General features: G+C 63.9%; 14 protein-coding genes and 1 pseudogene. 7 read left to right on the top strand and 8 right to left on the bottom strand.

Features of this window, described 5'->3' with window-relative positions; all coding sequences use genetic code 11:
• Window positions 1-205: 205 nt before the first annotated feature.
• The 8 genes from BYZ73_RS08340 to BYZ73_RS08305 form a co-directional block, all read right to left on the bottom strand.
• Window positions 206-1060 (bottom strand): universal stress protein, encoded by an 855-nt coding sequence (locus BYZ73_RS08340; RefSeq protein ID WP_112315611.1) that lies wholly within the window; start codon window positions 1058-1060, stop codon window positions 206-208.
• A gap of 15 nt (window positions 1061-1075) precedes the next feature.
• Window positions 1076-2560 (bottom strand): SulP family inorganic anion transporter, encoded by a 1485-nt coding sequence (locus BYZ73_RS08335; protein ID WP_108027327.1) that lies wholly within the window; start codon window positions 2558-2560, stop codon window positions 1076-1078.
• Between the two features lie 436 nt (window positions 2561-2996).
• Window positions 2997-3692 carry a hypothetical protein gene (locus tag BYZ73_RS08330; RefSeq protein WP_112315610.1) on the bottom strand — a complete coding sequence of 232 codons (696 nt, stop codon included), beginning with the start codon at window positions 3690-3692 and terminating at the stop codon, window positions 2997-2999.
• A 415-nt stretch (window positions 3693-4107) separates the two neighbouring features.
• Window positions 4108-6279, bottom strand: a complete 2172-nt coding sequence (locus tag BYZ73_RS08325) for a DEAD/DEAH box helicase (RefSeq protein ID WP_112315609.1) — start codon at window positions 6277-6279, stop codon at window positions 4108-4110.
• 5 nt (window positions 6280-6284) lie between these two features.
• The gene (locus tag BYZ73_RS08320; RefSeq protein WP_112315608.1) at window positions 6285-7592 is read right to left on the bottom strand and encodes an ATP-binding protein; all 1308 of its coding nucleotides are present in this window, start codon (window positions 7590-7592) and stop codon (window positions 6285-6287) included.
• Window positions 7585-10113: a tellurite resistance TerB family protein gene (locus BYZ73_RS08315; RefSeq protein ID WP_112315607.1), complete on the bottom strand. Its 2529-nt coding sequence runs from the start codon at window positions 10111-10113 to the stop codon at window positions 7585-7587. The genes BYZ73_RS08320 and BYZ73_RS08315 overlap by 8 nt, the downstream gene beginning before the upstream one ends.
• A 347-nt stretch (window positions 10114-10460) precedes the next feature.
• A complete protein-coding gene (locus BYZ73_RS08310; protein WP_112315606.1) occupies window positions 10461-11318 on the bottom strand; it encodes a uracil-DNA glycosylase family protein in 858 nt (285 codons plus the stop codon).
• Complete coding sequence (locus tag BYZ73_RS08305) at window positions 11318-12094, bottom strand: TIGR02391 family protein (protein WP_112315605.1); 777 nt, start codon at window positions 12092-12094, stop codon at window positions 11318-11320. The genes BYZ73_RS08310 and BYZ73_RS08305 overlap by 1 nt, the downstream gene beginning before the upstream one ends.
• Before the next feature lie 1087 nt (window positions 12095-13181).
• Here BYZ73_RS08305 and BYZ73_RS08300 point away from each other — a divergent pair.
• From BYZ73_RS08300 to BYZ73_RS22715, 7 genes and pseudogenes are all read left to right on the top strand, one after another.
• A complete protein-coding gene (locus BYZ73_RS08300) occupies window positions 13182-15065 on the top strand; it encodes a c-type cytochrome (RefSeq protein WP_220086810.1) in 1884 nt (627 codons plus the stop codon).
• A 72-nt stretch (window positions 15066-15137) separates the two neighbouring features.
• Complete coding sequence (locus tag BYZ73_RS23540; protein ID WP_220086809.1) at window positions 15138-17132, top strand: catalase family protein; 1995 nt, start codon at window positions 15138-15140, stop codon at window positions 17130-17132.
• Between the two features lie 48 nt (window positions 17133-17180).
• The gene (locus BYZ73_RS08290; protein ID WP_112315604.1) at window positions 17181-18854 is read left to right on the top strand and encodes a peroxidase family protein; all 1674 of its coding nucleotides are present in this window, start codon (window positions 17181-17183) and stop codon (window positions 18852-18854) included.
• A gap of 31 nt (window positions 18855-18885) precedes the next feature.
• The gene (locus BYZ73_RS08285; RefSeq protein WP_112315603.1) at window positions 18886-21123 is read left to right on the top strand and encodes a patatin-like phospholipase family protein; all 2238 of its coding nucleotides are present in this window, start codon (window positions 18886-18888) and stop codon (window positions 21121-21123) included.
• A 107-nt stretch (window positions 21124-21230) separates the two neighbouring features.
• A pseudogene (locus BYZ73_RS24135) lies at window positions 21231-21350 on the top strand (ABC transporter ATP-binding protein); the annotation flags it as partial.
• Complete coding sequence (locus tag BYZ73_RS22720) at window positions 21340-21657, top strand: apurinic/apyrimidinic endonuclease family protein (protein ID WP_181498001.1); 318 nt, start codon at window positions 21340-21342, stop codon at window positions 21655-21657. The pseudogene BYZ73_RS24135 and the gene BYZ73_RS22720, both read left to right, overlap by 11 nt.
• Window positions 21654-22145 carry a TIM barrel protein gene (locus tag BYZ73_RS22715; RefSeq protein ID WP_181498000.1) on the top strand — a complete coding sequence of 164 codons (492 nt, stop codon included), beginning with the start codon at window positions 21654-21656 and terminating at the stop codon, window positions 22143-22145. The genes BYZ73_RS22720 and BYZ73_RS22715 overlap by 4 nt, the downstream gene beginning before the upstream one ends.
• The last annotated feature ends 36 nt before the right edge of the window (window positions 22146-22181 follow it).

The raw sequence follows: 22181 nt of genomic DNA, 5'->3' as shown, positions 1-22181 counted from the left end.
ATCGTCTTGCAGGTCGGCTTCGGAGGTCTGCTCATGCTGCCCGGCTAGCATGCTGCATTCACGAGATGAATCCCCTGGATTTGCGCAACAACGCCCATCGCAAGGGACTTTTTCTTCTGCACAGGCAGACAACGCGTGGTTCGCGACGCCACACCGCAAGCCAGGCAAGAACCCCCCGGGACCTCCTGCCGGAGACAGCCGCGGTCTAGCGCATGAGCACGACCGGAACCTTGCAGGAACGGATCATCCCGGTGGTGGTCGAGCCGATGACCAGGGTTCGTATGCGCGAATGCCCGTAGGCGCCCATCACCAGAAGATCGATGCCGTCGGTTTCGACCAGATCGGCCAGCGCCTTGTCCGGGGCGCCTTTCAGAAGCTTGACCTCGGCTTCATGCCCGCCCGCGTTCAGCGTGGCGCGCGCCTTTTCCAGCGCGCGGCGCAGGTCGGCCGTGTCCTGGCCGGCGGTCGCCACGATCACCTTCAACCCGGCAAAGACCGGGTCGCGGGCGACATGGTCGACCGCCTTCATCGAGGAAACACCCCCGTCATAGGCGATCAGCACGCGTTCGATCGGCGCGAAGCTGCGGTTCGAGACGAAGACCGGCTTGTGACTGGCGCGCACGATCCGCTCGAAGTTGGAGCCGAGATGGGGGCTGTCCAGTCCGGCGGCCTCGCCCCGCTTGCCGATCACGATCATGTCGGCCGCGGCTTCCTTCTGTTCGACCGTGTTCACGATGTCGTCGTGGCGCAGCCGAGTGATGACATCGGCGACGCCTTCCGCCTCGATCAGGGCCCTGGCATCATCGAGGATCGCGCGGCCCTGGGCCTGCGACAGCTTGGCGTGCTGTTCATCCAGATCGCTGAGCTGTTCCATCAGTTGCGACCGTGCGCCCAGCCGGATCGAGCCCGACAGATCGCGCCGCCCCTGGGCCCGGCGCGGATCCAGCACGTGGTAAAGCTTGACCTGCGCGCCCGAGCGCTTTGCGATCCAGGCCGCGTGGCGGCACACGCTTTCGGAATAGGCCGATCCGTCGACCAGCGCCATCAGCATCCCTGTCATCGTCCCATACCCCCGTCAGTGCCCCAAGAGATCGTCCATCGCGCCGGGCTTGTCATGCACGGCCAGCTTGTCGACGATGGTTTCGGATGCCGCATTCATGCCCCTGATCTCGACCTCGGCGCCCTCGCGGCGGAACTTGAGCACGACCATGTCCAGCGCCGCAACGGACGAGACGTCCCAGATATGGGCGCGGCTGACATCGATGGTGACGCGCTCCAGCGCCTCCTTGAAGTCGAAGGCGCGCATGAAGTCCTCGGTCGAGGCGAAGAAAAGCTGGCCCTCGACCACATAGGTGCGCGCGCGCCCGTCGGGCGAAATCTCGGACGTGACCCGGAAAAGCTGGGCGATCTTGGCCGAAAAGAAGATGCCCGACAGCAGCACGCCGACCAGAACGCCAATGGCGAGGTTGTGGGTGTAAACCACGAAGAACACCGTCGCCAGCATCACGATGGAGGACGACCGCGGATGGTCGCGCAAGGTCCGGATCGAGGACCATGAGAACGTGCCGATGGACACCATGATCATGATCGCGACCAGCGCCGGCATCGGGATCTGTCCGACCAGGTCGCCCAGCACGACGATCAGGAACAGAAGCATCGCCCCCGCGGTGAAGGTCGACAGCCGACCGCGTCCGCCCGATTTCACGTTGATCATCGACTGGCCGATCATGGCGCAACCCGCCATGCCGCCGATGAACCCGGTGCAGGTATTGGCGATCCCCTGACCGATGCATTCCTGGTTCCGGTCGCTGGGGGTGTCGGTCAGGTCATCGACGATGGTCTGCGTCATCAGGCTTTCCAGCAGACCCACCGCGGCCACCCCGATCGAATAGGGCAGGATGATCTGCAGCGTCTCAAGCGTCAGCGGGATGTCGGGGATCAGGAAGACCGGCAGCGTGTCGGGCAACTCCCCCATGTCCGACACGGTACGGACATCGATCCCGAAGGCCATCGTCACCGCCGTCAGAACGATGATCGTGATCAAGGGCGAGGGCACCGAAGTCGTCAGCAGCGGAAAGAGGTAGATGATCGCAAGCCCCGCCGCGACCATGACATAGGTCACCCAGGTCACGCCGATCAGTTCGGGCACCTGCGCGAGGAAGATCAGGATCGCCAGTGCGTTGACGAAGCCGGTGATGACCGAGCGCGAGACGAACCGCATCAACTGGCCAAGCTTGGCCAGCCCCGCTCCGATCTGGATCAGCCCCGCCAGCACGGTGGCCGCCAGCAGGTATTGCAACCCGTGCTCCTTGACGAGCGTCACCATCAGAACGGCCGTTGCCGCCGTCGCGGCCGAGATCATTCCGGGCCGCCCGCCGGTGATGGCCACGATCACCGCAATCGAGAAAGAGGCGTAAAGCCCGACCTTTGGATCGACGCCAGCGATGATCGAGAACGCGATGGCCTCGGGGATCAGGGCAAGCGCCACGACCAGTCCGGCCAGGATGTCACCGCGGACGTTTCCGATCCACTGGTCGCGATAGGCGTAGAGTGCGTTCATGGTCATTCCGGTGGCGGGCCGCCGACGCTCCGGCAGGGGGGGCGCGGCAGTCTGGGGTGTCAGTGGTCCGGAGAACTGGCGCTGAAAGCCACCACCCGGCAATAGGCCGGGCCCGGGGCGGATCACCATTCGCATACAAAAATCCGGCGCCAAGGCAAACAGACAAAGCAGCGCGGACCTGCCGTGTCGTATCTGCGACCTGCCGTTCGTGTCGCGCGTGGAAAGGACGGGCATGAACCCGTACCGCCGCTCATGGGGGCAGCATGAGATTGCGCAAAGGCGCGCGGGGCGAAGGCGGACGCTTGCTGCAGGGGCGGCGAGTCAAGGCCTGCGCGCGCGATGCCCCGTTTCGGGACGGCGACAGGGCCATGAACCAGGCGGGGGCCGGATAGGTGCGGCCCCCGCCGGTCGAACCGGCGCGGGACGGCTATCCGCCTCAGGCAGCGCTGTTGGCCGCGTCGCGGGCCTTCCGGGACGAGAGGCGCTGCCCGAAGGAGACGACCAGAAGGATCACCCCGACGCCCAGCACCACGTAGACGGGGCCGTAATCGGGCGTGGCCATCGCCGCAAGAGCGGCCTCGCGGCTGCCGGAATAGGGACGGACATGCAGGAAGGGCTGCTCCAGCGAGTAGCCATCATCAATCAGCGTGTCGCGCACCATGTCGACGAGCTCGGGATGACGGTCTTCGTAACCATGGATCCGCTGATGCCAGTGCCCGCCGCGCGATTGCGAGGCCTCATCGGAATGGCTGCGGTCCCAGGCCTTCATGTCCTCTTCGGAGTCGAAATAAAGAACACCCGAGGCCCGCTTGGCCTCCTGGGCATCGTCGCCGGTAAAGATGGGCATTACCACGATATGGGTGTCGGGCGCGCGGCGGCGCGACTTTTCCAGCGTGAAGTAGTAGTCGTCGATATTCGCCTCGAACTCGGCCTGATGGAACGGTTCATCGCCGCGGTTCGCGACATAGCTTTCGAGCGTCTGCATCGCGGGGGCCGGTTCGCCGCTGACGGCGGCCACGTCGGCGGCCTCCTGACGGGCTTGCTGGAAGGCGGGATAGGTTCCACAGAGAACGAGAATCCCAAGGACCGTGTAGACGTACCAGGGAAGTTTCCGCAGAATTTTCTGAAGCATTTTAAGGCCTTTCGCGCATTTTGCCCGGCGCGCCTTAGCAAGGGCGGTCGATTTCGACAACGTGCGAAAACTTGACGCAGGCCAAAAGCCGCGCCCGCAAACGCGGCAGATTGGCGATTCTACGCCGACCCCTCAAGCACAGGGCTTCCACGGTCTGGCCCCATGACTCCGCTTGGGCGCGGGCGCGCCGAGTGGTTCTCCTGTTCCGCGCCTCGGCCGAGACCGTCATGACCATCGCGGCCGCCCCCAGCCTCGGCCGAGCGCGTCAATCAGTTCGACGCCGTCGCTAGGGGGCGGACTCCGGACCTTCGCTGCGGGGGCGAAGGGACTTGATGCCCCCCGCAAAACCGGACGATCGAATCCCACGCGGACTCGGCGAGAGGGAACAGAGGTCGAACCTTCGCCATCGGGATGGTCATAGCTGCAAGATTCTACTGGTCATTCCCGGAAGAAGATCAGGCACAAGCCGCGATGACACGGCATCCAACTCCAGAAGAGATCGGGACAAGTAAACATGAAACTTCTCCGTGATCAGGTTTTCAGCACCGGCGAAGATGTCGCCCGTGTATCCGGCCGGAAACCGTGCGAGCACCATTTGAAGATCTGGTGTTTCATCCCCGGCCTCGACCACCAAGAACCCGTCATGTTGCTCAACCACGAGTCCTTCGCTTCTTAGCGCGAGAGCTAACGTTGAAGTCTTCACCGTCCCAAAGCGCGTTGCGATGATCCATGTACGCTCACCAAGACTGCGGATGTTATTGGCCTTAAGCTCCAGCTGGTCGTAGTGAGCACGTGCTTCCTCGAGCATAGCATGGGCAACCGCGTCCATGTACACGGGTTTGAAATCCCCTTCGAGGACTGCGAACATCTGTCCGATTACCTTGTCATGAATGTCACCCGGGTCGCCGCCGAAGACTGGAGGCACTCCTGCTTTTGCGGGCTTAACGACGATGACTTTCTCTAAATCATGGATTTCTTGCACTACCCAACGCCGCCCAGAAAAAATCAGCAGCATTCCCGCGGCAAGGACATTGTCGACCGGCAGGGTTCCAAGATCCCGCCCCTCCGCAACCAAACGAAATTCCTCAGGCGTCTGAAACACGGCGTAGAAGCTGTAATGCTCGACCAGCTTTTCGCCTGTTGGTCCCAAAAGTAAGAGGCCGTTTCCAGACTGCTCTATCAAACCAGTTTCAGGATGACCAATCGCACGCAACACATCTGCAAAGATTTCTGTTGTGACCTTTCGAAAGGGGCCTTCGCGGCACAGGACGTTGTAAACCGCGCTCGCAGACGCACCGCCCCGCTGCGCTATTACTGACAGAATCTGATGGACGAGCGTCGAGAGATGAAGCGCCTGCGGTTTTGGCGGTTCGCACCAGCCTTCCAGCAGCAGGTCTATCATCGCGATGGACCTGATCAGGCCGAGGCGAAGGCGATCCACGAAACTGCTCTCCGGCGTCAACTTGGCTTCGACAGCGTACTGCCTGAGAATGACCGGTTGTCCTTCACGCCGGCCTGACCGGCCGAGCCGTTGTCGCAACGCCGCGACGCTGAATGGCGCGCCGATTTGAGCCACGCAGGTCACGTCACCGATGTCGATTCCAAGCTCAAGCGTCGACGTGCATACTGCGGTCGTCGGTTTCGCAGGGTCCTTCAAACGCCGCTCAACGAAATCGCGGTGTTCTCGGGAGAGGCTCGCGTGGTGGGGATAGAATTCCTGTGGCAGGTGCTCCCGTTCGCAAAGCTCCCGCAAACGGTCTGCATAGATCTCGACCCGTTGGCGCGCTCCGGCGAAGACGAGGTTGTCGCTGCCTCGAAGGTGTGTGAATAGATGGGCTGCTATGGCGTCCGTTGCGGATGGGCTGTTTACATCTTCATCGCCTGAGAGGTAGCCGCGAAGCTGGAGCCTCAATTCAGCCTCGCCGCCATCTGCTTCAATCAGCTCGACAGCGTTTGCGGCGTCAGGGCGAAGATAGGCCTTGGCGAGGTCCATGTCGCCCAGCGTAGCTGACAAACCTATCCGACGGATTGGGTGCTTTATCGCGAGCTCGAGCCTCGTGAGCAGTGAACAGAGCTGGACACCGCGTTCGCTCTCAAGAACAGTGTGCAACTCGTCGATCACGATCGCCCGCGTGGCTCCGAACAGGCGGCCGATTTCCAAACCGCGACGAATGAAGAGTGCTTCAAGGGACTCTGGGGTTATCAGCAGGATCCCTTTGGGAGATTTCAACGCGCGCGTCTTTATCGACTGTGAAACATCCCCATGCCAAGGGACAACCGGCAGTTCAGCTTCTTGGCAGATGCCCTCCAGCCGCATGGCCTGGTCCGTGATCAACGCTTTTAGCGGGCCAATGTAGAGTAGGTCGAAGCCGGTGCCGTCGAACGGCTCGTCAAGCACCTGCGAAATCAACGGGAGGAACGCCGCCTCGGTCTTTCCGCCCGCTGTGGAAGCCGCAATGATCAAATCGGCATTGGTCTCGCAGATCGTCCGGATGGATCGCGCCTGGATGTCGCGAAGCTCGCGCCATCCTTGCTGGCGTATCCATTTCTGCACAGGCCTCGCCAGTTTGTCGAACGCACTGCTCATCGGCGTCAGAGCTTGAAGCTGATCAGATCATCGTCACCGGGCTCTTGGGCGCCAGTCGACTCATCGACCTCGGTCATGTCTTCGCCGCGGTCTTCGGAGACCTCGATCTTTTCGATTAGGTCGCTCCACTCGACACCGGGGTTTTGCTCGAGCACGGAAAGCAGGTTCACGAAGGCCGTCACCGTATTGCGCGGGGTGCGGAAGTAAGCTTCACCGATCCGATCCGAGCAATGCGCCATGAAGGCCTCGAGCGCGTCGTCCGGCAGAGCACCGGCGTCATCCTGCATGATCCGCCGGACATTGGCCAGAAGAACGAAGAGGTCCTCAGGGGTCAGGCTGGCCAGCCGGACAACAGGTCCTGAAAGGTCGACCAATCCGTCTCGCGCGAAGGTGTTCTCGGCCAAACGCGACTGGAGGGCCTCGTAGCTGTAAAGCCCTCGACGCGTGTTCATCAGGAATTCCGGTGTGCCGCCCATGAGAAATCCGAGGTTCTCGGCACTGCCCTGCAGCACATCATTCAGGATCCGGAGGATCTGTTCGTAGTTTGCATTGCGAGCCTGCGACGAGGTCAGCTTGTAGAGGTTCACCATCTCGTCGAGGCCGACGAGCAAGCCTTTGTAACCGGCTTCACACACGAATGCCGACATCAGCTTCAGATGGTCATAGACACTGGCATCGTCGATGATCGTTCGCACTCCAAGCGCCTTGCGCGCGTCGGTGCGTGTCGAGAATTCACCGCGCAGCCATCTCAATGCTGCGGATTTCAGCTCGTCGTCACCTGTCTCATGGCCTTCCCAATATCGCCGGATCACCTCAGCGAACTCAAACCCCCCAGTTAGTTCTTCAAAGTGGCCAAGGCGTTCACGAATGACCGACCCAGTGGGCACATCGCGTTCCTCAGCATCGCGGTGAGCCTGGCTGACGAAACGCTCCACCACGCTGGCCAATGCCCCGCCATCGGGCTTTGTCCGCGTTGACAGGTTTCGGGCCATCTCAGCATAGAGCCCTCGGGCTTGCCCGCCGGTCGCGTGAATGCGGCGATCTGGCGCCAGATCCGCGAACATCACGACCAGGCCTTTCTCCAGAGCCACGAGGCGGATCAGGTTCATGAAGAATGTTTTGCCAGATCCGTATTCGCCGATGATGAATCGGATCGCCGATCCGCCATCGGATATCCGGTCCATGTCCTTGACGAGCTCTTCAATCTCCCGGACTCGGCCGACCTGAATATGACGCAAACCGAGCTTGGGCACGACCCCGGCCCTAAGCGCCTGTACGATTGCATCGCGTTCGCGTGGTTTCAACTTAGACATCCCTGCCCTCCGCACCCATCTTTTCTTTTACCGCCTCCGCAATCTCCGGAGACACGTCATATCCATCATACTCGTCGAGCAGCGCTTCATCGAAGGTCTCAAAAGCCCATTCATTCACGACTTCCAAAGCCCCGGATGCCATCAAACCATGCGAGGCGCAGATCTTCTCGAACTCGGTCTCAGACCAATGCTCCCGAGTAAGGACTTCGAGGACAAGGGCGCCGTGTTTGGGGTCAAGCCCTGCCACCTGGCTTTGGTAGTCAGGCGTGGAGGCACCGCTTTCTTCCTCTTCGACATCGAAAATCTGACCGAGGACGGACGACACGCGCTCGGTGTCCGAACGGATTGCTGCGATCCGCGAAGCGTCGAGCTTGGGTCCGCTGGCTTTCTCAAGATCGCGTATCGCTTCGCCCGGACGCCCCGGTTTCGAGGCACGAACAGTGCGAGGACCATCCGCAACTTCGCCAGCATGCAGGTCTGAGTAAGCAAGCGCAGGATCCAGACCCAAAGCCTTGTAGATTTTCTCGATGCTTGCAACTTCGTCGGAGTGAATAATGCCATCGGCATGTGCTGCACCGACCAACGCGGCCCGCATAGCGGCCTGGCTGTCTTGGCCCACTTCCTTCAGTTTGCGGCGCAAGAGCGTCATGTCCGGTGGCACAGCCAGGAACCATTCAAGGTTTGCGCGCAGCCTGCGGCCTTCCTGATCGCTTAGGTCCGCGGCGGAGACCTGATCCTCCAGCGCCTTGCGCTCAGGCTCCGCGATGCGACCATCCGAATGAGCAACGAACGACCCAAGTGCCAATTCAATCAGGGCGCTTCGATAGCTGTCAGAAACTTCCTCCAGTCTTTCGATGGGTTCGCCCAGGCTAAACAGCACAACAGGTTCGTCCGTCTTGGGCGATCGGAGCGCAAACCGAGGGTCGGGCGCCAGACCAAAGCCGAGGCGTGCGAGCGCGTCCGCCGCTCCTGTCATCTGTCGTTTCCCGATCTTCCCGCTTGTTTCTCCCTCCAGATGTACGATGACCTCCTTGAGCGGCACCAATCCCCCCCGATCGACGATATCGCTTGCCCATGATTTTAACCGGTCCATTTTCTCGGATGGGAACGCGTCCCACAGTTCACAGGGCAGCAAGGCATGGGCTTCCACGCTTCCGCGGCCATCAGGATTTCGGCCCAAGTAGCGACTGAGCTTGTCGAGCTCGTTCATCACCTCGTCAGCCAACTCTTGGGCAATCTCGATCGGCTTGCGCAAACCAGAGATATCCGGGACCGGCTTGCCATCCACGGTTGGGTTGGCTGACCCCTGAAACTCGCTGGAGGCGGCCCGATAGGATGCAGTGAGTGATTTCCGGGGTTTGGTCACCTTGAGCCCATCAGGAAAACGCCGATCAAACCGCATCCGGAAAAGAGCGACGAACTCGTCACGGCACCGCGTTGCGGAAGTTCTCAGATTTGTTTCCGGATGGCAGATGAACCAACTCAGCAACCAGTCAGCTGTCAGGTTTTCGCCTTTGTCGATGCGGGCTCCGATTGCGTATTTGAGTGAGAACGGAAGTTCCCAACCCTGCCTCTCGAAAATCGGCTCGATAGCGTCGAGGTCGGTTTCGGCAAGCATCGCAATGTCGAGAAACTCACCCAAATAGCGTCTGACCGAGTGGTTGTCAGGGTAAAGCGACTGCAGCCGCCGAACTTCCTGGACGATATCCTTTGCATCTTCGTTCGACTGATCGACGAAGAAGCGACGCTCCAACCCGTAAAAATACAGGAACATGTAGCCGGGGTTGTAGGAGGCATCGTTTCGCCCGCTGGCGAGCCAGTCGAGGTAGGTCGCCCGGCACTGAGGTGATATGTCCGAGTACCCCGGCCAGTAGGGCATGCCTTCACCAGCTTTGTCGGCTCCAGAGCGCGCGACCGACAGGGACGGATCGATATAGGCTCGGCATTTGTCACGATACCCGTAGGTGTTCAGCAAGGGAGGCGTGCCGACATAGACCATCCCGCCGATGTTGCGGCCGGCCACGCTAGCTGTTTCGCAAGGCGGGACCCAACCGCTTTTCATTGATCGGGATGATACGCTCGATGCCATTCGCGAGGGCTGGTTTCGTTCAGCGGTCGCCGCAAGAGCCGGCGCCGCAGATTTTCCAGCCCGAACAATTTCGGCGTAGTCCTGCTTTGGTGGGGAATAGGCTTGAACGGCAGCCGGTGCTTGGGAAGCAATGGCTTCGCGAGTTCGTTCGCGCTCACGCTCGATACGCTTCTCGTAGGCACTTGGTAGGGCTACCGGCTCAGATTGGGGTCTTCGGGTGTCGGAACTTCTCTCTGCTTGCGCTTTAGCCGCGACTTTCCGCGATCTCCGTTTTTCTTGCCACCAGACCAAAATGATAGGGATACCAAACGCAAACAGCATCTGGCCGCCAACCGGCCAACTCTGAAGACCAAAAGCAACGATCAATAGGGCGATGAAGAAATAGACAGCAAAGAAGAATAAAATTCTGAGAATCTTTAAGAAAGTCTTCATCTAAGAACCCTCGTCAAGAACGACCGATCATCAGGGTAGCCAATCACCAGCCCTCCATACAACTCCCGCAACGGCCGTGGTACTGGCTAATCGCTATCCGACCGTAGCGTAGTGAGTGCTGACCGATACCGGCCATTCCTGCTCGCAGTAGGAATGGCCTCTTCCTTTCCATCAGAGCGGAGGCTGCCCACGACGCCAGGGTCCAAGAAGGCTCCAAGCCGCCATGCGGCAGCGCAACAATGAGTCGACCGGCACGAGGTCTCGCCTGGCGGGCGGCGATCGACGACGCCCAGCCCTTTGTAGGCATTGGTGACGACCGCAGCGTTCGGATCCGTGCCTTTTCAAAGTCAAGGATCACCTCCGACGTTCGGCCCGGCTGGAGGAAGTTCTTGTGGTGCCCACCACTGGATTTCGGCTCCCGCAAGCTGCTCTTGGGCCGCGTTCAGACGACAAAAAGGGTTGTCCCCAAAATATGCCGGACGCCCGGGATGATTGTTCGGCACCACTGCGGAATGCCTAAAGACGCCCTCGATTCCGCTCAGGAGATTCTGGGCGGTTTTTCCGAGAAGGATGAAAGCGATAGGTTGTTCAAGTGCAGCAAGATCCGCGATCAACTTCTGCATGACCGGGCGCCAGAAGACCCGGTGAGCGGAAGATATTCTGTCTTTTTCCGTTTTTGGAAGTCCAACTGGGACAGCCGAGCAGGTCCAAGCGGCATTGAGGAAGAGAACGCCTTGGGCGGCAAGGCGGTCGAAATACGCCGTCATCGCTTGGCGATTGGCCAGTTGTGCTGTCACCTCTTCTCGGATTTCTTGCCATCCTGTGTCGTTCTGGTCTGCATTTAGACCGGGGTTCTGACAGGTAAGCGCCGACTGGAGCAACCGTTTCAGGCTGGGTGAAAAGTCAAGTTCGGGTACCCCCCAATCCTCGAAGGCCCGCCCAGTTGCCCGCTGGACTTCTGGGTAGGGATCCTGTCCGATTACGACTGTATGCACTGCTTCCGGGGGTAGGTTTCGGAAGGCCCGAAAGATATGGGGTTGTTCCTCATCGGCCTGAAGAGGGGGATGAACTGCACCGCCTTCTGGAACGCCGTTTCTCACGGCCCCGAGGTCCGGTAGCACGTTGATCAGGATTTCCTGCCAAGCGGCCGGAATCGGGGCGGCCTGCCACCCGTCGTGATAGCCGCGTAACTGATCCAAAAGCATCAAGAGTTTTCCAACCTCCGAGATCGGCGCGCATCGACGATCCGCAACATATGGCTGGCTAGCGTCACAATCTCGATCGCCTCACCGGGATCGTCCATCTCGACGGCGCGGTGTGAATGGGGATTCTTGTAGGGGCCGATCGCACCTGCGAAGAGATGCATCAGGGCCTCGCGCTCACCCTCATCCTGATCTGGATCCCGCAGAGGCCCTGTGTCCTTCTGGAAGGCACGGCGGATCATTGGTACTCCATGGTCACCAACTGGAAACCCGGCTCCCTCGCGAACGGCGATCTCGACGCCCCGCATTGCTGTGAAGACGGCAGTTGCGAACTTGCCCCGATGGTAGAGATCCCAAACCTCTTCCCGGATCGAGGGGGGCAGTGCGTCCTTCGGAAGACGATATGTGCTTCGTGCCCGCGCGTGATTGGGGTCCTGCGTCAAGCTTCGCGCCTTGCGGCTGAACCTCATTGGGCCAGTGGTATCGAGGGCATGATACCTAGGGTCCGGGATTAGCAGGGCCGCACCGACGAGCCAGGCCCACGCCTCTCGCAGGGCTTCGTCAATCTCAGGCTTGTAGCGGCGCTCGTACTGTCCGTCATCCACCGTCGGTTGTCCGGGAAGTGAGGGCCTTCCATTTACCCTCTCCAGAACTCGCCCGAGATGAAAGTCACCCCTTCGATGCCAGTCACTGAACAGCGGAAGAAGGCGCATTCCGAGTTCGTCGGGTTCGAGGGCGATGAGTACCTCAGGATCCGGGAAGAGGTCGGTGATCAGCATGTCGGAAAGCTATCTCTCCAGAGCCGTCCTACAAAGGACATTATCGGATGAGCATGGGAGACCTTCATCGAGTGATGGAGCGCATCCTTGTCGAGCGTCCGTTATTGAGAAATGACTTGTGCATCGTCGCAACTGCAGCAGAGTGGGCGCTGCGCCCTGCACGGACGTCCCAAAAGGGCTGGCCTACGACATCTGATGGTTTGTGTCAGGTATTCGCAATATCCGCATGTGCGGTGCGCCGGGCTGCGTGTCTTTGCAGGTGCAGCGAATGGCAGGTTCGACGGGCCGCACCGCAGCGGAGCGAGGCGTGGGTCAATGTCCGGTGTGGGCCGGGAGCTCCCTCAGGCCTGGCGCGCTAGGCAAGGGTCCTGCCGCGCGGCTGCATCTCTGCTTCGGGCTCGAAGGGGTCATACTGCGGCGCAGCGTGTCTTGCGCCTGGAGGGCCGTCGCTCCCGGCAGATCCCAACCGGACCGCGGCCATCGGTGTGGTGCGGTCGCCGCGACACCAGGTGACGGCGAACCTGGCCCAAAATCGCAACGGGCATGTCAAGGCGAAGGCGCCGAGCCAGCCCGGCGGAACAGTTCGAAGTGTAATTGTGTCACGCCACGCCCCATTGGTAAGGACAGCAGAAACTCGCTCTTATTTGCCCATATATTTGCCCGCGTTAAGGACGCACCCTGCATTTCAATATGCTGTTTCTAATTTATTTCTATTTCTTACGATTCCCTTCACCCGCTCCACCTCACTCTTCCAGTACCTTCTGCCTCCGCGCATGAGACGGGTCTGCCTTGACGGTCCGGCGCCGTCCCACAAGACCTGACCGCTGCGCCCCCAGGCCTGCGGCGGCACCGGGAAAGACCCTGGCGCAGGACCGGAAATCGCCAGCTTGGGGCCGATCGGCCTGACGGTCCCGCGATACGGCAGGCGGGCGGGGCGCATCTCTCGCCTGACCGGCTTTTTTCGAATCTTTCCAAAATGCGAACCTTGCGGTAACGTTGGGTCAAGGGGAGGCCCGACGTTTTCATTTCCAGGCGCATCGTTTGCCCGGCAAGGCGTCCCATCTTCGTCGATACCAGGGGGGATCAGATGAAGACTAATTCGAGAACGTTTTTGTCCGGATTTGCCATTGCACTGGCGCTCACGGCCGGAGTTTCACCGGCCCTTGCCCAGACCGATCCCGGCAGCGATGCCGCGACCTGCGCCCGGCGCGACGCGTTACAGCACGCGCTGGCCACGCAGCCGGATCTGACCTGGGAGGCGCTTCGCACCGCCTGTGCGGCGACGGTTGCCGCAGCGAAGGCCGCCGATCCCATCGGCCATGGCTGGTTCGTCAATGCCGGCAACGGGTTCATCGGCGTGCCTCTGGTCGTGCAGAAGATCCTGCCCGATCTGGCGCCGGAAATCTGGGGCACGCCCGAGGATTTCTTCGGGGGGTTCGGGCTCTTTCCCGACCCCGACCTGACCGACCGCATCCTGCCGCGGGGCCTGGGCATCACCGGGGCCAACGGGCGGCCGGTCGCGGCCGATGGCAGCCCCTCGGGCGAGGTCGATTACAGCCAGCCGCAGCCGCTGTTCGTCACGCTCGCCTGCGGCGCCTGCCACACCGGCCAGATCGATCTGGGCGACCGGCATCAGGTGATGGATGGCGCGCCCAACACCCAGTTCGACGTGCGCAAGTGGCGCGGCGCCTTCTCGGCGCTTCGCGAGGGCTATCTGTCGGACGCCCAGATCGGCACCGCCGAGGCTCCGGGCGAGACCACGCAAAAGCTGCTCGACATCGTCGCGGCCAAGCCCGCGGGCTATTTCGCGCGCGGCTTGCCGCAGATCCGCGCCGACCAGATCGCCGCGGTCGACCAGACCCAGCGGGCGATCTTTGCGCAGAATGCCGTGCCGATCCTGTCGGGGCTGGCGCAAAGCACGGGCGTGCGCGCGGCCTCGGTCGCGCTGCAGACCCGGCCGGGGTCGAGCTATGGCCATGGCGACCGGTCCCCGGGCCTCAGCGGTCACAGCGCCGGACAATCGGATGGCAGCGGCGATCTCTTGTCGGACCTGCTGGCCGGGCAAGCGGCAGCGCAGGGCAAGCTGACCGAGCTTCTGACCGGCCCGCTGCCCGAGGCGCTGCCCCGCTTTGCCACGGTGACCGACATTCCCGCGGTCTGGAACCAGGGCGACCGGTCGGTCGGGCAATGGGACGGCAGCGTGCTGGAACGGTTCTGGCGCAACATCGCGGCCGAGCTGCCGATCATCGGCGTGCCCGCCAAGGTCGACCTGATGAATGCCGGGATCAGCGCCGAATTCCTGCTGCGGCTGCCGCCCGCGCCATATCCCTTTGACGTCGATCTGACAAAGGCCGCGGCCGGCGAGGCGCTGTTCGCCGAGAATTGCGGCACCTGCCACCGGCCGCGCAACGAGGCGCGCTATCCGGTGATCGGCACCGACATGAACCGCGCGCAGGTGCTGAACCCGGCCGGCAGTGCGATGTTCCTCGCGGCCTTCCAGGCGGCCTGCCACGATCCGGAGTTCGGCTATACCGACACCTATGGCCGCCGGATCGAGCCTTGCACGATGCCCGCCTACCGCATCCTGCGCGACACCACCGAGGCCGCGAACCAAGGCTATCTGGCCCCGCCGCTCGACGGGATCTGGGCACGCGCGCCCTATCTGCATAACGGCTCGGTCCCGACGCTGGCGCAGCTTCTGAAACCGGCCAGCCGGGCGCCGGTCTTCCTGCGCGGCGTGATCGACTATGACCCGGACGAGGTCGGCTGGATGTGGCAACCGGCCGATCTGGACAGCTACCGGGCCAGGTATCCGACCGTCTCGCTGCACGACACCGCGCGCGACGGCTGGTCCAATCGCGGCCATGACCGCGACCTGATGATCGAGGGCCGGCTGCACCGGCTCGACTGGAGCGATCCGGCCCTGTCCGACCAGGCCGGGGCCCTGATCGAATACCTCAAGACCCGGTAGAAGGCGGCCCCCGCCTTCCGCCGCCTTCTGCCCGGGCGCGCATCCCCGCCGCCGGTTGAGGAGACCCAGCAGATGACCGATACGAGTATCCAGACGGTAACCGCCATCCAGATCGGGATGATGCGGGCGACCCAGCCGCAGCTGCGCGGCCAGCATTTCAAGATGCATGGCTGCGTCGAGGCGGTCTTCGAGGTGGGGCAGGTCGCGCCCCCGCTGAATGTCGGCCTCTTCGCCGCGCCGGGGCGCTACAAGGCGCTGGTGCGCTTCTCGAATGGCCGGGAAAAGGACGACCGCACGCCCGACATCCACGGCATGGCGATCAAGGTGCTGGGCGTGGCGGGCGAAAAGGCGCATCCCGACGCGCCCGAGGGCGAACAGGATTTCATCCTGGCCGACAACCCGGTCTTCTTCATCCGCACCGCCGAGGATTACGCGATCTTCATGCAGTCGCTGGCCAAGAATGCGCCGCGCGGTCAGCCCCCGGTCGAATTCATCGAACATCTGTCGAAGACCCATCCCGAAGACATCGCCGTCCTGCAGGGGTTCAACAAGCAGGTGCAGACAAGCCCGCTGAGCGCGGAATACTGGAGCCAGGTGCCCTATGGCTTCGGTCCCGACCCGGCCCATGCCTGCCGCTACCGCGCCACCCCGCGCGCCGGTGTCGCGACCGGATCGGCCGGCGCGGGCCACGACTACCTGCGCGACGCGATGGTGGCGGGTCTGGCCGAGGGCGCGGCACCTGTCGTCTTCGATTTCGGCGTTCAGCTGCGCAGCGATGCGGATGCGGCGGTGATCGACAATCCGACCGTCGAATGGGCGCCCGACTATGCCCCCGTGGCGACGGTCACCATCCCGCCGCAGGTCTTCGACACCCATGAGCGTCACGCCTTCGGCGAGGCGCTGCGCTATTCGCCCTGGCATGCGCTGGCCGACCATCGCCCGGTCGGACAGGTCAACGAGATCCGCAAGGTGGTCTATCCGGCAAGCCAGACCGAACGGGCCCAGATCGCGCCGCTGGGCCAGGACAACCTGCGCCTGACCGAGGAAGAGCTGCGCGAGGGCATCGACGACGAGTTCAAGGCGCTGATCGACAAGCTCGCGCGGACCTTCGGGTTCCTGTCCAGCACCAAGCGCGGCCGGGGCACCCATACCTGGGGCGTCGCGGGCCGTGGCACCGCACGGTTCATCACCGACCCCGACTTCCCGGCCAATGACTTCTTCACCTTCGGCAAGGTGCTGCCGGTGATCCTGCGCCATTCCTCGCCCGGCGCGCGCGAGGACGACCGGGCGCGGGACGGGATGGCGGCCTCGGTCAAGTTCTTCTCGGGCGAGACCGGCCATGACGGGCCCGGCGTGCTCGACATCCTGATGAATGCCGGGCGCCAGCTTTTCGTTCGCTCGATCCAGGATTTCAGCACCTTCGTCCATGCCAGCGCCGACGAGCGCAAGGAGCTGGTCCGCCAGGGCCTGATGATGGAGCCCGAGCTGATCGAGGCTTACCGCATTCGCGGGTCCTTCCTCGACAGCCGCTATCACAGCTGGCAGTGCTTCGAGTTCTTCGACAGCGCGGGCACCCGGTCCTATATCCGCTTTCGCCTGATCCCCGGCGACCGCGGCCCCGAACGCGGCCTGCCGGAACCCGGCTTCCGCGCCGAGGGCGCGCCCTCGATGGACCCGGTGCCCGACGATCCGCGCGCGCCCGATTTCCTGCGTCAGGAATGGATCTATCAGGTGAAGCATTCCGAGGTGCGCTACATCCTGCAGGGCCAGATCCACCCCGAACCCGAGAACGTGCACCCCGATCACGAGGTGCTGAACCCGGCAAGGGCCTGGAACGAGATCCATTATCCCTGGCGCGATCTCTGCGAGATCCGGATCGACGAGCCGATCCTCGACAACGAGGCGGTCAGCGCGCTCGACATGACGCCGAACCGCAGCCCGGCCTGCATCCGCATCCCGCTGGCGACCTCGCCCACGCAATATGCGTCGCTCGGCCATGCCCGGGCGCTGGTCTATCCCGGCGCGCGCGCCGTCCGGGCCGCCGCCGAGAAGCCGCAGAACAACTGACCCCACCGCCGCCTCCGTCCGGGGCCGGCCCGTGCCGAAAGTGACCGCATGCCCACGAAGCTGAGAAATCACCCGCCGCGCGACGAGTCGGCCGATGGGCTGGAGAACCGGTTCGAGGCCCATGTCCTCAGCAACTACCCCGCGCTCTGGCGCTTCGTGATGTCGATCGAGCCGCTCCGGCGGTTTGCCAACCGGACGATCATCGACCTTGCCGTGCGGCGCGCGCGGTTCCGGCCGTCGCCCTACGGATCGATGGCGGTGCATGGGGACACGGCCAACGGCATGGCCGATTACACCTCGTGGGAGCTGATGATGGACCGCACCTGGTTCAAGCGGCACCTGCCGCCCGGCACGCTGGGCCAGGAGGGCGACAAGCGCGGGCCGCTGCCGCCGCTGGAAGCGCTTGAGGCGCTCTTTCGCACCCCGCCGGGCGAAGAGACGCTGTCCGAGAACAGCAGCCTGCTGTTTCCGTCCTTCGCGCAGTGGTTCACCGACGGCTTCCTGATGACCGACCCGTCGGATGTGCGAAAGACCCACACCTCGCATCATATCGACTTCAATCCGCTTTACGGACTCAGCCGCGCCGAAAGCGACGCGATCCGCGCGAAATCCGAGGAGAAGGGCCATAAGGGTCGGCTGAAGACCGAGACCGACCCCGACACGGGCGAGGTCTGGGCGCCGCGCTATTTCGGCCCCGACGGCGAGGTGAAGCCCGAATTCAAGGCGCTGCGCCCGCCGCTGCGGCTGACCGAGTACCTGAACCTGGTGGGGTCGGAGCGCGCGGCTGAGATCAAGCCCACGATCTTCGCCTTCGCGGGCGAGCGGGCCAATACCTCGCCCTATACCGCGATGCTGAACATCCTCTTCCTGCGCGAGCATAACCGTCTGGCCGGGCTGATCGAGGAGGCGAACCCCGACTGGGACGACGAGCGCGTGTTCCAGACCGCGCGGAACGTGAACATCTGCCTGCTGATCAAGATCGTGGTCGAGGAGTACATCAACCACATCTCGCCCTATCACTTCCAGCTGACGGCCGATCCCTCGGCCTGCTGGAACAAGCCCTGGAACAAGCCGAACTGGATCCCCATCGAGTTCAACCTGCTCTACCGCTGGCACAGCCTGACGCCCGACTATTTCGACCTTGCCGATACGCCGGTGCCGGGCGACCGGCTGCTTTTCGACAACAGCCATCTGACGAAACTGGGCCTCGGCCAGGCGATGCAGCGCGCCAGCACCCAGCGGGCCTGGAACATGGGGCTTCTGAACACGGCCGGGTTCCTGATCCCGGTCGAGCTGGCCTCGGTCGCGCAGGGCCGCGCGCATCGGCTGGCCTCCTATAACGACTACCGCGCGGCGGTCGGCTATGGCCGCGTGCGCCGGTTCGAACAGATCACCGGCCATCCCGAACGGATCCGCCTCTTGAAAGAACTCTACGACGGCGATGTCGACAAGGTCGAATTCTTCGTCGGGCTCTTTGCCGAGGATGTGGCGCCGCGCGCGGCGGTGCCGCCGCTGATCGGACGGATGGTGGCGCTCGACGCCTTCTCGCAGGCGCTGACGAACCCGCTTCTGTCGGAACATGCCTTCAACCCGCGCACCTTCTCGAAGGTCGGCTGGCGCGAGATCCAGAAGACCACGCGCCTGCAGCAGATCCTTGATCGCAACCTCGGCGGCGATACCGGCCGCTATGCCATCACCATGACCCTTCCGGTCAAGACCTGATCCCTGCCGCCGCTATCCGGAGCCTCGCGCCATGCCCGACACCGCCATCCCGCCCCAAGACCCGCCGACCGAGGACGCCCCGGTCTTCCTGATCGGCCTGACCATGGCGGGCGCGGTGTCGGCCGGGGCCTATTCGGCGGGCGTTCTGGACTATCTGTTCCGCGCCATCGACGCACATAACGCGCGGGTCCGGGCCGGTCCCAGCGCCGAGGACCCGGCACCTCCGCGCCACAGGGTGGTGGTGAAGGTCATGACCGGCGCCTCGGCCGGCGGCATGTGCGCGGGCCTGACCCTGGCAGGCCTGCTGAAGGGCCACGCAGGCGCGGGCGAGGGCGCGCGGCTGTCCGAGGGGCGCCCGGTCGACTATCCCGCCGCCGACGGGACGACGGCGCAATGCCGCGCGGCGCTCGAGCCGCTGTTCGACGCCTGGGTCGATCAGATCCGGTTCTGGGCCCCCGCGACCGAAACGGGGTTTCTGGCGACGAAGGATCTGGACGATCCCGCGCCGCTTCTGGGCGCGCCCGCGCGGCCCAAGGACGCGCCGGTACCGATCCTTTCCGTGCTCGATTCCTCGCATCTCGACGATGCGACGCGGGCCGCGCTGACCGGCGTTCCGCCGCTGGGCGGCAAGCCGCGCTATGACTTCCTGGCCAAGGACCTCGACGTCTTCGTGACGACGACCGGGCTGAACGGCGTGCTCTACCAGATCCGCTTTCCCGGCAGCGAATACCGGATGCAACAGCACGGGCTGTCGCGGCATTTCCGGGTGCATGGCCTTGGCGTGACCGAGCATCCCTCGGCCTGGCTCGACCGCTGGGGCGACCGGGGGATCGCGCTCGACCCCGATCAGACGGATGCCGCCGGGACCGTGCCCTTCGTGTCGGACCCGGGCTCGCGCTGGTATGACATGACCGTCTCGGCGCTGGCCTCGGGGGCCTTTCCGGTGGGGCTCGCGCCCCGGACCATCGCGGCGACGCCCCTGCAGCTTGGCGCCTGGGACCCCGAAACCCCCTTCACCGAGGGCGGCGCGCTGACCATCGAGGCCGCGCCCGATCACATGGTCCTGCCGCGCCCCTATTTCGGGACCGGCACGGCGCTGACCGGAGCCGCAACCTATCTTGCGGTGGATGGGGGGGTGATCAACAACGAACCCTTCGACATCGCCCGCTTCACGCTGCGCCGGTCCGCGGCGGGGGCCGCGCTGCTGAGCAACGCCCGCGAGGGCAACAGGGCCGACCGCGCCGTCATCATGATCGACCCCTTCCCGCGCTCGCCCGACTATGTCGCGCTGACGATGGACGAGACCCTGCGGCTGGGCGGCCTGCTGCCCAGCGTGATGCGGCTGTTTCCGACGCTGGTCAGTCAGGCGCGGTTCAAGATCGACGAGCTGCTGCATGCCACCAACAGCGATGTGCATTCGCGCTTCATGATCGCGCCGGTGCGCTCGGCGACCGGGTCCAGCCCCGCGGCCCGGGGGGCGGATGCCATCGCCTGCGGTGCGCTGGACGGGTTCAGCGGCTTCTTTGCGCGCGGCTTCCGGCTGCACGACTTCGTTCTGGGACAGCGCAACTGCCAGAAATTCCTCGAAAGCCACTTCCTGCTGGATGCCGACAACCCGATCCTGGCGCTCGATGCCGATCACCCGCACCTGCAAGCGGCCCGCGCGGCGCGGGCCAAGGGCGAGGCGATCCCCGAGGGGCTGCGCATCGTCGATCCCTGCGTGAGCCCCGGTGCCGGACTGGATGCCGAGATCCCGATGCCCGCCTGGCCGCAGATCGGCCTTGGCGCGCTGCAACAGATGCGGCGCCAGTTTCTCGTGCGCCTGACCCGGATCGGCGGGCATCTTTTCGACAGCCGCGCGATGGGCGGCATCGCGCAATGGGGGCTGAAGCGCCTGTGGCAGGGGCTTTGGCCGGTCTATCCGAAGGGGCTCAAGGGCGATGTCGGGGACGCGGCCGCCCGCGCGGTGCTGAAGGCCTTCCTGCTGCGGCGCCAGCTTGAGACCTCGGAAGATTTTTCGACCGGGGTGCGCCTGGCCATGACCGCGCTGATCGACTCCCATGACGAGGCGCTGAGCGCCCGCGAGCTGCGCGAGCGGCTGACGAGGGCCCGCGAGACGGGGCTTTATCCCGCGACGCTGGAGGTCCCGAAAGAGGCCGAGATCGAACGCGGGCTGCTATGGATGCAAAGCGCCGGTCTGGCGCGCCGACCGCTGAGCAACATCTTCGGCCCGCCGCGCTATGCGTTTTCCTCGGGGGACAGCGGCTGAGGTCGTGGCCGCGGGCAGATCGGCGCGGCGTGGACCGCGGGCGATTTCCCCAAGCGCACCGGTTCGAGCTTGCGGTGCCCTTTGCCGCCCCTTCTGCCCCCGCCTGCATGGCCGCCGGGCCGGAGCCCGTCGCCCCGGGCGAGATCCATATCGGCGGCTGGCGGGTCGAGGGCCTGGAACCGCGCGCGCGGGGCTGCGCCATGGTCTTCCAGACCTATGCGCTTTATCGTCCGCGGCGGCCGCAGTCGTCCCGGACGGCTCGACCCGCTTCGCAGGATCTGCGCAGGGCGCGATCTGGTATCTTCCGTCCATGGCCGCCTTGCGATCAACCTGATGGACGATCCCTGGCGGATTGCGCAGCACATGCAGGTGCTCGAAGCCTCGCTCGAGGTGGCGGCCGAGATCGGAGCGGTGAATTACATGCTGCATGGCGGGCTGACACCGCAACAGCAGGCACCCGGCGTCGAGGACGCCTTTGCCCGCGGGCAATCCGCCCCTGCGAAGCCGCCGAGACGGCCCGCGCGCTGGGCGTGAACACCTGCGTCGAGGCGCTGTTCGCCGGCTATGTCGTCCGGATGCTGACGGCCTCGCCGCTGCGGCTGGCCCGGGACATGGCCGGGATCGACCACCGCAATCTCTGGGCGACGATCGATTTCAGCCATGCCTGGCTGAAGCTGGGCTACGAAGGACGGCAGGCCGACTATCTCGACGAGATCGCCGGGCTGGCGCCGCGCGCGCGGCATCTGCACCTGCATGACAGTTTCGGTCTTCAGGACGACCTCGAAATGCACAGCGACGGCGAGCGCGTGACCTTCGGCCATGGCGACCGGCATCTGCCGATGGACTGGGGCTCGATTCCCCGGGACGCCATCTTCGCGCGCTGCGACTTCCCCGAAAAGGTGATCCTGAGCCTCGAGATGAAGCCCCGGTTCCGGCCCTCGGTCGCCGCGTCGGTTGCCCGGACGCGCGAAATTGCGGGCCGGACGCAGAGTATTTCACCGGCCCGGCACGCCTCGGCATGACCTTGACGGACCCATCGTCTCCGTTGATGCGGAACG

It is taken from the genome of Rhodovulum viride (assembly GCF_003265965.1).
Classification (GTDB): Bacteria; Pseudomonadota; Alphaproteobacteria; order Rhodobacterales; family Rhodobacteraceae; genus Rhodovulum; species Rhodovulum kholense.
This window is presented reverse-complemented; position numbering and strand designations above follow the sequence as displayed.